16 protein-coding genes and 1 pseudogene are annotated in these 13,242 nt (G+C 33.8%); 15 read left to right on the forward strand and 2 right to left on the reverse strand.

What is annotated here, in order from left to right:
• The first annotated feature begins 30 nt into the window (after positions 1-30).
• The 9 genes from AC2CGN_RS06490 (at position 31) to AC2CGN_RS06530 (ending at position 5,418) form a co-directional block, all read left to right on the forward strand.
• Positions 31-471 (forward strand): GNAT family N-acetyltransferase, encoded by a 441-nt coding sequence (locus AC2CGN_RS06490; protein ID WP_429985127.1) that lies wholly within the window; start codon positions 31-33, stop codon positions 469-471.
• A gap of 74 nt (positions 472-545) precedes the next feature.
• A complete protein-coding gene (locus AC2CGN_RS06495; protein ID WP_484512771.1) occupies positions 546-947 on the forward strand; it encodes a hypothetical protein in 402 nt (133 codons plus the stop codon).
• Between the two features lie 166 nt (positions 948-1,113).
• Complete coding sequence (locus AC2CGN_RS06500) at positions 1,114-1,722, forward strand: CPBP family intramembrane glutamic endopeptidase (protein ID WP_429981460.1); 609 nt, start codon at positions 1,114-1,116, stop codon at positions 1,720-1,722.
• 219 nt (positions 1,723-1,941) lie between these two features.
• Positions 1,942-2,451, forward strand: a complete 510-nt coding sequence (locus tag AC2CGN_RS06505) for a GNAT family N-acetyltransferase (RefSeq protein ID WP_484512773.1) — start codon at positions 1,942-1,944, stop codon at positions 2,449-2,451.
• A gap of 273 nt (positions 2,452-2,724) precedes the next feature.
• Positions 2,725-2,934, forward strand: coding sequence for a hypothetical protein (locus AC2CGN_RS06510; protein ID WP_054772066.1), 210 nt, complete (start codon positions 2,725-2,727; stop codon positions 2,932-2,934).
• Positions 2,935-3,120, forward strand: a complete 186-nt coding sequence (locus tag AC2CGN_RS06515) for a helix-hairpin-helix domain-containing protein (RefSeq protein WP_429985130.1) — start codon at positions 2,935-2,937, stop codon at positions 3,118-3,120.
• A 169-nt stretch (positions 3,121-3,289) separates the two neighbouring features.
• Entirely contained in the window at positions 3,290-3,913 is a 624-nt protein-coding gene (locus AC2CGN_RS06520; protein WP_484512776.1) for a hypothetical protein, read from the forward strand.
• 160 nt (positions 3,914-4,073) lie between these two features.
• Positions 4,074-4,592 (forward strand): RNA polymerase sigma factor, encoded by a 519-nt coding sequence (locus tag AC2CGN_RS06525; protein WP_429987102.1) that lies wholly within the window; start codon positions 4,074-4,076, stop codon positions 4,590-4,592.
• Positions 4,558-5,418, forward strand: coding sequence for a hypothetical protein (locus AC2CGN_RS06530; protein ID WP_484512778.1), 861 nt, complete (start codon positions 4,558-4,560; stop codon positions 5,416-5,418). Before AC2CGN_RS06525 ends, AC2CGN_RS06530 begins: the two co-directional genes overlap by 35 nt.
• A gap of 68 nt (positions 5,419-5,486) precedes the next feature.
• On the opposite strand, the gene AC2CGN_RS06535 is transcribed toward AC2CGN_RS06530, so the two are convergent.
• The gene (locus AC2CGN_RS06535) at positions 5,487-5,984 is read right to left on the reverse strand and encodes a DUF1648 domain-containing protein (protein ID WP_429981466.1); all 498 of its coding nucleotides are present in this window, start codon (positions 5,982-5,984) and stop codon (positions 5,487-5,489) included.
• A 90-nt stretch (positions 5,985-6,074) separates the two neighbouring features.
• On the opposite strand from AC2CGN_RS06535, the gene AC2CGN_RS06540 reads away from it, so the two are divergent.
• The 4 genes from AC2CGN_RS06540 (at position 6,075) to AC2CGN_RS06555 (ending at position 9,596) form a co-directional block, all read left to right on the forward strand.
• The gene (locus tag AC2CGN_RS06540) at positions 6,075-6,815 is read left to right on the forward strand and encodes a sulfite exporter TauE/SafE family protein (protein ID WP_286926789.1); all 741 of its coding nucleotides are present in this window, start codon (positions 6,075-6,077) and stop codon (positions 6,813-6,815) included.
• Between the two features lie 13 nt (positions 6,816-6,828).
• Positions 6,829-7,764: a PD-(D/E)XK nuclease family protein gene (locus AC2CGN_RS06545; RefSeq protein WP_484512781.1), complete on the forward strand. Its 936-nt coding sequence runs from the start codon at positions 6,829-6,831 to the stop codon at positions 7,762-7,764.
• A 751-nt stretch (positions 7,765-8,515) separates the two neighbouring features.
• Complete coding sequence (locus tag AC2CGN_RS06550) at positions 8,516-8,812, forward strand: CD3324 family protein (protein ID WP_283872140.1); 297 nt, start codon at positions 8,516-8,518, stop codon at positions 8,810-8,812.
• A gap of 244 nt (positions 8,813-9,056) precedes the next feature.
• Positions 9,057-9,596, forward strand: coding sequence for a GNAT family N-acetyltransferase (locus AC2CGN_RS06555; protein ID WP_283872141.1), 540 nt, complete (start codon positions 9,057-9,059; stop codon positions 9,594-9,596).
• A gap of 281 nt (positions 9,597-9,877) precedes the next feature.
• Here AC2CGN_RS06555 and AC2CGN_RS06560 read toward each other — a convergent pair.
• Positions 9,878-11,114, reverse strand: a pseudogene (locus AC2CGN_RS06560) (IS110 family RNA-guided transposase).
• Positions 11,115-11,667: 553 nt separating this feature from the next.
• Here AC2CGN_RS06560 and AC2CGN_RS06565 point away from each other — a divergent pair.
• Positions 11,668-12,087: a GNAT family N-acetyltransferase gene (locus tag AC2CGN_RS06565; RefSeq protein WP_429981470.1), complete on the forward strand. Its 420-nt coding sequence runs from the start codon at positions 11,668-11,670 to the stop codon at positions 12,085-12,087.
• 222 nt (positions 12,088-12,309) lie between these two features.
• A complete protein-coding gene (locus tag AC2CGN_RS06570; RefSeq protein WP_484512783.1) occupies positions 12,310-13,089 on the forward strand; it encodes a hypothetical protein in 780 nt (259 codons plus the stop codon).
• Positions 13,090-13,242: the final 153 nt, after the last annotated feature.

Here is a 13,242-nt window from a genome sequence, read left to right on the forward strand (position 1 = left end):
GACCGATAAAAAGAAATGGAGAGATTTGCAATGGAAATGAAAACAGTAACACTTGCAACAGTAAAAGAGGTAGTCCCATTATTTAATGCCTATCGAGAATTTTATAACCAACCTTCAGATTTAGAGCAAGCTGAGCAATTTTTAAAGGAGCGTTTGCAGAAGGAGGAATCAATTATTTTCCTTGCGTATTTAGATGCTCAGCCAGTAGGTTTTGTCCAGCTTTTCCCTATTTTTTCATCAGTTGCGATGAAAAAAGCCTTTCTATTAAATGATCTATTTGTGGCAGAACATGCGAGAAAGCAAGGAGTGGCAATGCGTTTAATTGAAGAATGTTATGCATACTGTAAAAATGAGGATGCACGATATATAACCTTAGAAACAGCGACTGATAATAAACAAGCTCAAAAGCTATATGAAAAGCTTGGAATGAAAATAGATCAGGATGTTTTTCATTATATTAAATATTGGTAGTAGTCAGCTTAAAAATCTTAATAAGGAATATGATTGTTAAAACCTCACACACTAAATTGTGAAGGAGGTCTAGCGTGAAAATAGTAGTAAAAAATTTAATGCTAATCAGCATACTTTTAATGAGCTTTGCACCAGTCGGCTATGCTAATAATGTCATTCAACAACATGCGAATGGAGAGGAAGGTCAGGTCGTTTATCATGTAAAGTACGATTATAATGCTATTTGTAAGGTGCTCGGTATTTCGCAAGAGGTATATGATCAATACTGGAAAGAGGGTCTATCCATCATTGATATGGCTGATAAAGTGGGTTTAGAGCGTCGTGAGATCATCAGCTATTTTGTGACTTTTCATTATCAAGAAATGCAAAAATGGCGAGAGAAGGGTGCCATGAACGAGCATCAGTATTTTACATTGGTTTATGATCTAAAGGATGAAATTACTGATTTTATTGAACGAAATCCGAATAAACAATGACAGCGACTAGTAGATTCTAGTCGCTTTTTTATGATTAACATTCATTATTTAATCATTTAAATTAATTATTTAATGTTTATCATTAAAATTATATTGATTTCCTCTCAATTGTTTTATATGCTTAACATGAAGAAATGACCAAGAAAACGAAGCAGGGGGAAAAATTATGATTATCAACATTGCTATCAGTGCCATTATTCAAGTTATTTTATTTTCAGTAATACCATTTTGTTGGTGGTTTTTCACAGCAAGAAAGAAACAATCATTTTTATCATGGCTCGGTATTAAAAAGCCTGTCATCAAAAATAAAGGAAATTATACTGTATGGTTTTTACTCACGATTTTTTTATTATTCGCACCGTCTAACCTAATCGTCTTTTTTTATATAGACAGCTCACTTTTAGCATCAAATCGTTTTGCAGGACTTGGCTTTGCGGCGATTATCCCCGTGCTTCTTTACGCAATTATCCAAACGGGCTTGTCAGAGGAACTGTTTTTTAGGGGCTTTTTATTAAAAAGATTTGCACATACATTTGGCTTTCAGATAGGAAATATTCTGCAAAGCTTACTTTTTGGTAGTATTCATGGATTGATGCTATTTTCTTCCATTCCTTTTGGAGTTGTAGTGTTAGTTGTGATTGTAACGGGATTAGCAGGTTATTTAATGGGGTGGATGAACGAAAAAAAATCCAATGGCTCCATAATCACGAGCTGGTGTATACACAGCTTTTGCAATCTGATTGTTTCCTTCTTCGCTTTGTTTAATGTTTTTTAATGCAACAATGAATAATAGACTAGTTCATACAAGATAGGTTTAAAAACATTCTAGTAAGAAATCCAGAAAGGTTATGAAGCAAAGATGTCGAACTAGAATATGAAAAGGCAATCGAAAAGTTTTGAAAACGACGTTAGGGTGGAAAAGTGTACTGTTTATTCTATGTTTAGCAAATTTTAAAAAATACATACAGGTGTAGAAAAATAGGGAGAGATATGTTTGTTTTTAAAATCTGACATTTTATCACTAAGAAAAACTGAATTAAGAGATTTAGATTTTGTTTGTAGCTTAGAATCAAATGAAGAAAATGCAAAATTTATTATCCCGTGGTCTAAAGAAAAGCATGAAAAGGCAATTGAAAACACTGATATATTACATTTGATTGTAGAAGATAGCAAATGGCATTATCCAGTAGGATATATTATTATTGCTGGATTAGAGAATCCTAATTTAAGCCTTGAGTTTGTAAGGATAACGATAGGTGAAAAAGGAAAGGGCTATGGGAAGGAATCATTTAGGCTTATCAAAAATTGGGTATTTACGAACCATAATGCTAATCGTCTATGGTTAGATGTAAAAGTAAATAACATGCGTGCTTTTCATCTTTATAAAAAACAGGGATTTGTGGTTGAGGGAACATTAAGAGAATGCCTAAAAAATGAAAAAGGCTTCGAATCTTTACATATTATGTCTATATTAAAGAGTGAATTTGAAAATCAAGATCATTAAATCAATCAAACTTTTTTATAGATATATTCAACCAAATCGTCTATATGGTTATACCGTCCGGAAATGGCTGCATAGCAATAGCGCCCCCTAAAAAATGGGGAGGCGCTTTTAACTTTTTAAAATACATTTTAGGAAATAAAACAAATATACTCCTTTCATCTTTTTTAGAATTTGCTGATAGCAACATCTAATGAGTATTTTCTATATGTAAAGCATATTGACTAATTTGCATTTCATCCTTTTCAATTGCATAATAGCTTAGAGGTGTTAGAAGTGAAATTTATCGAACAAATAGTAAAGGCTTGCTTAATTATTGGTTTAGTTTTAATGGGAGGACGTATTCTTACGGTAATACTCCATTACTTTCAAATAGCGTTTACTTCTTTTTTTGTTGATTATCATGTTGCATCCATCGTTATACTGTTGATAGGCATTATAGGTACAGAGATATTTAACAGTCGAAAAAGGAAGGGGCGAGCATAAATGACAGAATGGCCAAAGGGTGTAGCGAAGCCTGCTATACGAGCATTAAATGCAGCCGGATATACTCAATTAGAGCAATTGCAAAAGGTGGATTTATCAACGTTAAAGCATTTACATGGTATGGGTCCGAAAGCACTTGCGGCAATTGAAGCGGCATTGAAAGAGAGTAGGATGCAAGATGAATAAGTTGACTTTATTTTTGCTGGCGATGGTCGTTTATTATATTTTGGTGGTTTTCATCATTAGCAAATTATTTATCATTCCGATCATGAAGTTTATGGCACTTGTATTCTTTATTGGAGCGGGCTATATCTTTTCTCGAAAAATGCGAAGGAAACTACAGTAGGAGGATTATATGAGGCTTGTAAAACTTACCCTTTTTTATTTGGTTATTATTATACTAGCAATGATGCTATCACTAGCAGGCGTTCGTCTATCAATCTCACTTGCTATATTTGCGCTTATTGTACTAGCAATAATATATAGACAAATACATATTTTATTTCGAACAAATAATATGCAGTCGGTAGATAAGCTTGTGAAAGATCGCAAAAAAGAGCCATTTTTTGCTTATCTTTATGCAGTAGCTTATGAAACAAAGGAAGATCAGTTACAGTCATTAGATGTGGTTATTAAGAAGTATAAGCAGCCAGCAGTGAAGTACAATTATGTATTTATAAAAGCTATCATGGAAGAGAATATAGAGGAAGCAAAGGATGCAGCAGATAAAATAAATAAAGAGCCATTAGCAAGCTATGCAAAATGTTATATCGCTGCTCTTGAAGGACGAACAGCAGATATGCGAAGTGCTAAGCTTACACAGCCATGGATGCAGCCAGCGATTGAAGCGATTTATGCATATACCATAAAAAATGAAGACGCATTTCAGCAGTATCAGACAGAAAGCATTAATCTGGCACGCGGTGTACAAAAATATGCATTAACCCATTCATTTAAAGAGATGCAAAAGAAAATGTAAAAAAGAATCTAAGCTACTTGACGCTAATTGGCATCAGGTAGCTTATTTTTCTTGCAATAAAAAAATTTATACAAATTATGCTGTCTGCTTCGTCTATTATAGTGAAGCTTAAAAAATGTAGTAGAAATCGCCAGTTGAACGATGTAAGAGAGGTGAAAAGATGGAATTTGATGAATTATATGAACAATATTTTCAACGTATTTATCAATTTATTTATTATATGGTTTCAGATTCTAGTTTAGCAGAGGATTTAACACAGGAAACATTTCTGCGGGTTTATAAAGGACAATTTCGAAATGAGGCTGCTTTAGGTACTTATATCAGAAAAATCGCACGAAATATGGTCTATGATTCGTATAGAAAAAAAGCGTTAATTAAATGGCTACCATTTCAAAAAAGTCATGAGGAACGAGAGACACATTATGTGCCACATGAATGGATTATCCAGTCTGAGGATCGTCGATTGCTCTATGAAGCCATCCAATTATTAAAGCCAGCGTATCGTGAAGTAGTGATATACAGAAAAATTGAAGAACTGACATTAGCTGAAACCTGTGAAATTTTAGGGTGGTCTACAGTAAAAGTAGCAAATACACAGCGAAATGCACTAAAAGCATTAGAGAAAATATTGGGAGGTGACGAATTTGGATTTGAACAATCGACTAAAGAAACTCAATAATTTACCAGAGGATCAGGCTGTAAAGTCGCGTATTTATGAGCGTATTCAGCACAAGAAGAAAAAGGGGTTAACAATCTGGAAGGAAGGTGTTTTATTATTAACAACGGCTATGATTGCTCTATTTTTAATCCTATTACCACAAAATTCTCCATTACCACAGAGCGCCAATCAATCCATTCAAACGATATATAAGTATTTTGGAGGAGAAGAAGGGAAATTCTTTGCACGAGGTTCAGACTTGTATACATCAGTGGAAAGGGTTAACGATAGAAAAATCTATAACTTTTTTCAAGACCTTACACATTATGTTGAAGAGGGAGATGGTAGGCTAGGTAATTATATTACAGATGTAGTCGTTGTAAGGGATAATCAAGAGGAGCACTACCAGATTTCTGATACAGGCATGCTAAATATTGATAGTGGGCAGTTTTTTGTGGGAACATCAGATATGTATGGCGAAGTATTTCGATTATTATATAGTGTAAATACAAAACCCTGGTTTTTAATCCTGCCTCTTGTCGTCATCATAGTCAATTTATTCTCAGCCTCCTACTATAAACGGCGTAAATTAGATAATTATAAACCACCTAAGCAAAAATGGTGGCTATTACTATTAATCCTATCAGTAGTTTTCGGTATCTTTGCTTGGGCAACTTGGGTGGGCCCTTTATATAAGCCATTGATGCTTGTGCTCGCCGTTTTCTATGGTGTCATCATTTGGTATAATCTCAAACGAGACATCAAGCATTATGCTATCTATAAAGTAGAAACCATAAAAATCTGTATTATTACTGTTGCACTTGTTTTTGTGATCATGACCTATTAATCCTAGTAATTCAAAAACACCTTTTGTTGAGTACATCAACAATGAGGTGTTTTTTCAATGGTAAACTGTTAAATTTTTTTTCCTAGTAAAACACCACGTATGATGCCTACGATAAATATTAGGCTTAATAAAACTAGAAAAAGATAGGCATGCCATTGCTGTAAAATACGATTATGGCCTAATGCAACCGTTAAGTCGTTGAAAAGTGAGTACGTAAAGTATAGTAAGATACTATTTTTAATGAGACAAAACGTTAAAATTCCATTTTGTCTCTGACCATGGGAAAGAGTCGGTTTATTTTTACGTAAAACTGGGTAGGCAGCCCTGACCTCTAAGTAATGTAGTAGCAAAAATAGCATAAGTGCAACAAAAGGTAAATAAAAAATAGCGATTTTTGGACCAAACTGTGCATGTTCACTTGTAAAGCTTTGTAAAACGGGTATTGAACCTGGCAGCTTATGATATTGAATAAGCGTTGCAGTAACACCCGCAAGAAAAATAGTGCCGACAATCCATGTTAGTTGCATACAAAAACGTGGCGTAGGTGTTTTTTGTTGCCCGTGCATTGATTCACCTCGCTTTTCGTCATTCAAAATAGCATTCTGTTATACTGTATCATAGAATGACAACATGTGTGGTACAGAAAGAAGGATTACATGGAATACTTATTATTTTTAAGCATTGGAATTGCTGGTAATGTTATTGGCACATTGGTCGGAGGTGGAGGATTGATAACCCTACCGACCATGATGCTAATGGGAGTGCCCGTCCATTCAGCGATTGGCGCTAATAAGGTGTCTAATATGGTAAGTGCTTTTTCCAGCTTTTATACAATTTATAGAAGAAAAGAATTGGCGTGGTCAGAAATGCGCTCCGTTTTACTGGTATCGCTGATTGGAGGGACACTTGGTGGCTTATTTGCATCATTAATGGACAGTCAGGCATTGACGCTTATCGCCATTATTTTATTAGGGTTTGCCTTGATTATGTCATTTATCGGCGGGGCTGACTTTGGCGATAGGGAGCACTTTATTATGAATCGTAAAAATGGTCCGATTCTACTGGGTGTTGGTTTTTATGATGGAATGTTTGGTCCAGGGAGTAGTACACTGGCACTTTATACATATGCCCATGAGAAATTATCTTATATAAAAGCGGTAGGGCTATCACGTGTTGGCGTTTTTGCCATGTGCTCTGGTGCAGCGATAACGTATATTGCCACAGGAAAAATCGAATGGCCACTAACACTTATTTTAATGATCGGTTCAACGATTGGCGCCCAGATTGGTATTGTCCTTGCTCGGAAGGTCAATGCCAAACAAGTAAAGCTGTTGCTGCGTATTGTAACCATTGTATTAATATTACAGCTTGTCTATGATTTTATGAAACAGCTCTAAGGAGGCGATTCATATGTTCGACATTACACCATACCCAACCTTTTCGTGGTCACTTTCTCGTCATAAAACCTTAACCAGCTGTGCACGAAAATATGGCTATGACTATTATTTTTCACATAATGGCTGGCTAAGCTACAATGTAGAGCCTTTTCATCAACATGTCTATCGCCTAAAAAAGCTACAATCCATGCCGATTTTATTTGGGCAAATTGTCCACCGGTATATCGAGCAGGCAATTAATGATTATTTACAAACAGGAAAGGCGCCAACTGTAGAGGAGCTGATACATTGGGCACGGGGCCAGCTTAATGCAGCTTTTATTGACTCTACACGCCATTCTGAATTATGGAGACAAAAGCCCACAAAGTATTATATGATGCAGGAAATCTACTATAATGGGAAGCTTAATCCTGAACTTATTCAGGACTATAAAGAACGTTTACGGCTTGTCTTTAACCATTTTCTGATGAGTGAAACATTCCGGCAAATTACAGCACAAAAAGGCTCTCTACGTATTGGTGAGCCTGAACAATTTCGCTCCATGAAAATAGACGATATCCAAGTATTTGTCGTAATGGATTTCCATTACTATGATGAGCTTACGGATAAGTGGGTGATTGTCGATTGGAAGACGGGGAGTGAGTCTGACGATGACCGTCAGCAATTAGCGCTCTATGCCTATTATGTACAGCAAAAATACCGTGTATCACTTGAACAAATCGAGGTATATAACGAATACTTATTAACAGGAAAACGCAAGAAATATGTATTTACTAACATCGATATGGATAATATTTTGTATATTTTTCAGCGTAGTGTCTTGGAAATGAAAAAGTACCAAGCTGATATTTTTTCAAATGAGCCTCTAGACATCGAGGATTTTGATCAAACACTTGAAAAATGGCATTGTCGTGGGTGTAATTTTAGGGAATTATGTGAGCAGATATAAAATGAAAAATTGAGCAAGTGACTAATTAATTTAAATCATCGAAATGGTCGCTTGCATCATTTTTATCCTTTTGGTTAAATGACTATATGGTTGATTGTATTTTTATATCAGAGTGACCTAGTTGCTCCTGGATGATCTTAAAATTTACATTCCGACTGACCATAAATTTGTAAAGATAAAATTTAAGGGAGTTCCATCATCATCTTTTATCGGATTTCAAGGTCAATCTGATTGTAAAGCTGTAAGGCGTACTAAATTGAAGCCTAGTAAAACATCACATTATAGAAGAAACACCATATAAAAACGTCAGTATCTTTCTATAACCGGTTAAAAGAAGGCATACACAATCAACAGTGTATGGTGAATCATCGTAAGATAATTGGCTGAATGGTTAATGAAATTTAATAAAGGTTAGCCATTAAAAAATAGAGAGAAATTTTTATATTTAAATAGCATATTTTTGTAAATCTACTCTATATTAGGGTTAACACATAAAAATATCTAAAAGCTACTATTTCATTCATAATGGTACATATTGTTATAATAGATAATTAAAAGGAGGAGTTTAGACATGAAAAATCATTTAAGATTATCTGGAACAAATTCTCACACTCATGCAAAGCTAATTATTAGAAGAGCGATACTTTGCATGGGGTTAAATATTTAGTTTTATCGCCATACAAACTAAACTGAACTAATATTTTGGCTTTGCACCTTATTTATTCTAATTTAAAATAGGGAGCGAGCAAGATTGAAATATGTAAATGCCTCAAAAGTTTTACCTGAGAAGTTATTACTAGAAATACAACAGTATGTCCAAGGAGAAAATCTGTACATACCTAAACAAGAAACAAACTATCAAAAATGGGGAACTGTAAGTGGTGGAAAGCAGCTCATTGACCACCGAAACAGTAATATCAAAGCGTCTTTTAACAATGGAATAAGTATTCAACAATTAGCTGTTGAATATTGTCTCTCAATTGAAACCATAAAAAAAATTGTTTACTCAAAAAAGATTGATCGAGGAAATGATGAAAATCTTGATTAAACTTACCCATCAAAATAAAAAATAATTCTTAATGGTCGTCAAGAATTGTCTTCCCTTCTGGAGCATTGTTACATCAATGTTCTAGTTTTTTTTTTCAGTTCAAGTTAAATGGCAACTAAATAGCGAATTTTTTTAGTAGGTATAAAACATTTATTAATTGTTTTAGGCATATCGAAGCATTACAAGATTAATGTAATATGGAAGTAGGAATCAATACTAAATAATAATTTGAGGAGAATTTAATATGAACTTAGAAAGTAAAAGAATTTATTTGCGCACCCTTCAAGAATTAGATGCACCTGTTATACTTGGAATTACTACAGAAGAAGAAATTCGATATATGACAGGAACGAAACCTAACTTTACATTAGATCAGATTAAAGCCCATATTAAAAAGATAAATAATGATTCATCACGTTATGATTTTGCAATCTGTTTAAAAGAAAATGACCAGATGATAGGTGAACTATCTATTTTAGATATTGAAGAAGACAATAAAAAAGCAGGATTTAGAATTTCTATGAGCTCGATTGAGCTAACTGGCAAAGGATATGGATCAGAGGCTATTAAGATTGTATTACAATTTGTTTTTGAGGAACTACATTTAAATCGTCTTCAGTTAGAAGTATTTGACCATAATTTGCGAGGAATAAGAGCCTATGAGAAGGTTGGCTTTGTAAAAGAAGGCGTCTTGCGTGAATCGTTATATTACAATGGCAATTATTCGGATGAAATTATTATGGCAATACTTAAAACTAACTATAAAAATACATTATTGCAATAATATTGTTCTTTGAAATTCTGTGAAATGATTTCTAATAAAGATTGAACATTAAATAAACCCAACTAATAATTCCAGTGTACACTAATCGTGTACACCTTTGTTAATAACTCTTCAAACGTTGCTTAAATAATGTGTACTAATAAACTAAACCAGCTAATAGTTTGTCAATAATTTTCTGTTAAAAGTTTAATAGGAGAGTGCTATACTAAAAAGTGCTTGACAAATAACCTTCCTAAAGTTTGTTTTTGGAAGGTTTTGTTCGATTTAGCTGTACTTACTTATCAAGCTAAATCTTGGTACGCAGATTTGTTTTTTAATAAGGCAAAAATCCAATGTAATAGTTTATTAATACAAGCTATCATTGCTACTTTGAAAGGTTTTCATTCGTCACGTTTTTTATCGTAAAATTCACGTAATTTCTTGTTTCGAGGAATGATTGTATCGTCTGTTTTAGTTTTCCTGCAATCTCGTATTGCACAACGAACAACCATGAACAAGGCATGACGAAGTCTGCTTGAACCTCGTTTTGCAATTCGATTTTTGGTCGCTGAAAATTTACCTGATTCGAAAACACTTGGGTCAACTCCAGCGAAAGCCACAAGCTTTTTAGGGGTGTTAAATCGATCTATTTCACCAATCTCAGAAATAATCGTTGCAGCGATTTTTTCACCGATACCTGGGATAGATTTGATAATACTATATTCTTCAATTTCTTTAGCGAGGGCATTTATTTCTGACTCTAACTTTGATAGATGCTCTTTGTATTGAAGAAGGATCTTGATATACATATCAAGACTTAAAATATGACTCTGGTAAACTGTTTTTTCAAAAGGATTACGAGCTGCAGCGGCTTTTAGATGTAAGGCTTTTTCATTTGCCCATCTAATGGACCTACTCTTACATAGTTCATATATTTTGTCTGTAATGGATTCCTCACTTGCTTTCAAAATATCTTCTGAAGAAGGGAACTCTGAAAGAGTTAATAGTGAAACATTAGAATATAAATCTCCGAATACCCCTTTATATTCAGGAAATACCTGTTCAAGGACTGCCTGAAATTGCAACTTAGTTTGAATCATTACGCCAGTTATATTTTCATGTTGTCTTGTAAGGTTACGAAGATTTAATAACTGTACACCACGCTTTTTATATGGCTCTAATACCTCTTTATAGAACAATTCACAAAGTAGATAGGCATCAATGGCATCCGTTTTTACTTTTCTCAAACTCGATCCTCTTGCCTTATAAGAAATTAACGGATTAATAATAATCAATAAATATCCTCGTTCTTCTAAATGATGTATGACAGGAGCACCATAATGTCCTGTGGCTTCTAAAATGATTGTAGGCTTCATACCAGCCTCGTTTTTTACATCCTCTAAAAAATATAGCAAGGTCATTAAGACCTTCTAAAGTATGAGTCACCTTAAAACTTTTACGATATGGTTTGCCTTTATCTAAGAATGCTTGAATCTGACTTTCTCCTTTTGAAATATCCAGACCAACGACTGGATTCATTATTAATCTCCTCCTAAATCATAGTTTGCCAGTTACCCCTAATCCTCCATGCAGTGTCATAGCTTCGCTTGTTATACGAGATCTAAGTCCCAACCAGCCTCAATCATGTTTCTGCAAGTAGGGGGCGAACGGTTTAGTTGACGGGGTCAAGCCCCACGTGCAGATACGTTCTACCCTGGCTACTGCTATAATAAAACTATATAAAAAATGGTCAACCAGAAATATCTGGCTGACCTTATAATACGAACGGTGCAGAATAGTTGTTTAAGAAATTTATTAAATCAAGTGAGATAAAATAAAAAAATGATTTAGAGGGGATAATTTACGAAAGGTAGAAGTAAGTTCGTACTATGAGAAATGGATTCCAATGTTTATGTAAGAGGTTGAAGAACTGAATCTTATTTTTGGGAATAAAATCATAGATATATATCATTTAGGTAGTACCTCTGTTCCAGGGTTTAGTGAAAGAAATAAAATTTTGATTTCAATTTAAAAAAAATAAGTTGATAGATGGGGTTTATGTTATATTTTAATAGAATTGGAGGGTGATATGATGAATATTAGAGAAGCAAATGAATTAGATTATCCTGATTTAAGGCGCATTTATCTGGAATCACGCCGCAAAAACTTCCATTGGGAAAATGCAGAGGAATTGACATTAGAGGATTTTGATAATGATACAACTGAAGATTATGTAATTTTAGTTGAGGAAGACGGTAAAATTCTAGGGTTTGCGGCACTATACTTAGCAGATAACTTTATACATTGTCTTTTTGTTGATCCTACTTGCTCTGGTAAGGGTGTTGGTGGTTTATTATTGAATGCCTCCATCAATAAAATGAATACACCATTAAGTTTGAAATGTGTGTCAGAAAATTATAAGGCACTCAAATTCTATGAAAATAAGGGTTGGAGGAAAGTTGTTGAAGAAGGGAAACCTGGAGAAAAGTATTGGGTTTTGGAATACAAATAATTAATGAATACTTGATTTATTAATTGATTCAAAACTAATAGATACTATAAAGAATGAGTGGTTAGTTGTATTTGTTTTAGCTTGGTGAGGACAAGAAGTGAGGGAAAATTATATTAAATACTCTGAAATTATTGATTTTTTACATCGCTATATTTCCATTAAAATCAGTAGTATATTCAGAAATTAATTTTTCCAAAATTAAACCTGAGTAGGAGGAGAATAATGAAAAAATCATTTATTGTGTTACTAGCAGCATTTTTATTTGCAGTAGTAAGTCCAACAAATTCAGAAGCAAAAGTGATGTATGATGGAGCAGAAGTTGTGAAAGGTCAAACTGGAAAAATGACCTTTAAAAAAGACATCAAGGTATACAAGAAAAATCCAGATGGCACATTTGATTCGTTGATGGTTAAGCGCAATAATTTCTTTAAAACGTATGATATTGAGAAATATGATGGCAAAACATTTTATCAAATGGGGCAATATCGGGTACAAGCAACGGATTTGGTAGTTTTCAAAGAAGTACCAATCGATATTCGTACATCTTTCTATAACAATCCGGCATTGGTCATGATTAATCATCTTGGTGTTGAAAATCCTGGATATCCATATTCCTACATCAAATATGGTGAGTATTTAAAAGTTGGAAAACGTGAAGAGGTTTGTATTCCAGCATCATTACTAGTTTCTATTGAGAAGGGCAAATTATATCGCCATTATTGTGCAGGAGATATTGAAGGAGGACCTGTAATTAATACCGGTATTTTTGATAGCACTGATATTCGAATTTTTGAAAAGATAACAAGAAATGAAGGCTCCTATATATTAACAGAAGATACAGAGCTATATAATGGTCCAATGATTACAAGATACTCTAGAAAAGAATTGAAGGGAACTGTCTTTTATTCATCAGGAATTGAGATCAATGGTTATTTGATGGTGGGAGATAAGAATTTTGATTTTATTCCAGCAAATCTATTAAAGCCAGTTGTAGATAAGTGATAGATTTTGAAATATATATATAGCTCTCTTATTTTTGATAAGGGGGCTATTTCCTCGAAAATGACATGTAGAGGCAATAAATATTGAAAGGAGAATTTGCTTTTTTCATCAACTTGTATTAAATTATACTAATACTATTAATTAATAATGAGA

Source organism: Lysinibacillus sp. DFXJR4 (assembly GCF_057196045.1).

Excerpts from the sequence above, each read along its gene's own strand:
- AC2CGN_RS06490 (WP_429985127.1), top strand. The coding sequence starts at position 31 with ATGGAAATGAAAACAGTAACACTTGCAACAGTAAAAGAGGTAGTCCCA.
- AC2CGN_RS06500 (WP_429981460.1), top strand. The coding sequence starts at position 1,114 with ATGATTATCAACATTGCTATCAGTGCCATTATTCAAGTTATTTTATTT.
- AC2CGN_RS06515 (WP_429985130.1), top strand. The coding sequence starts at position 2,935 with ATGACAGAATGGCCAAAGGGTGTAGCGAAGCCTGCTATACGAGCATTA.
- AC2CGN_RS06520 (WP_484512776.1), top strand. The coding sequence starts at position 3,290 with ATGAGGCTTGTAAAACTTACCCTTTTTTATTTGGTTATTATTATACTA.
- AC2CGN_RS06525 (WP_429987102.1), top strand. The coding sequence starts at position 4,074 with ATGGAATTTGATGAATTATATGAACAATATTTTCAACGTATTTATCAA.
- AC2CGN_RS06535 (WP_429981466.1), bottom strand. The coding sequence starts at position 5,984 with ATGCACGGGCAACAAAAAACACCTACGCCACGTTTTTGTATGCAACTA.
- AC2CGN_RS06540 (WP_286926789.1), top strand. The coding sequence starts at position 6,075 with ATGGAATACTTATTATTTTTAAGCATTGGAATTGCTGGTAATGTTATT.
- AC2CGN_RS06545 (WP_484512781.1), top strand. The coding sequence starts at position 6,829 with ATGTTCGACATTACACCATACCCAACCTTTTCGTGGTCACTTTCTCGT.
- AC2CGN_RS06555 (WP_283872141.1), top strand. The coding sequence starts at position 9,057 with ATGAACTTAGAAAGTAAAAGAATTTATTTGCGCACCCTTCAAGAATTA.
- AC2CGN_RS06565 (WP_429981470.1), top strand. The coding sequence starts at position 11,668 with ATGAATATTAGAGAAGCAAATGAATTAGATTATCCTGATTTAAGGCGC.
- AC2CGN_RS06570 (WP_484512783.1), top strand. The coding sequence starts at position 12,310 with ATGAAAAAATCATTTATTGTGTTACTAGCAGCATTTTTATTTGCAGTA.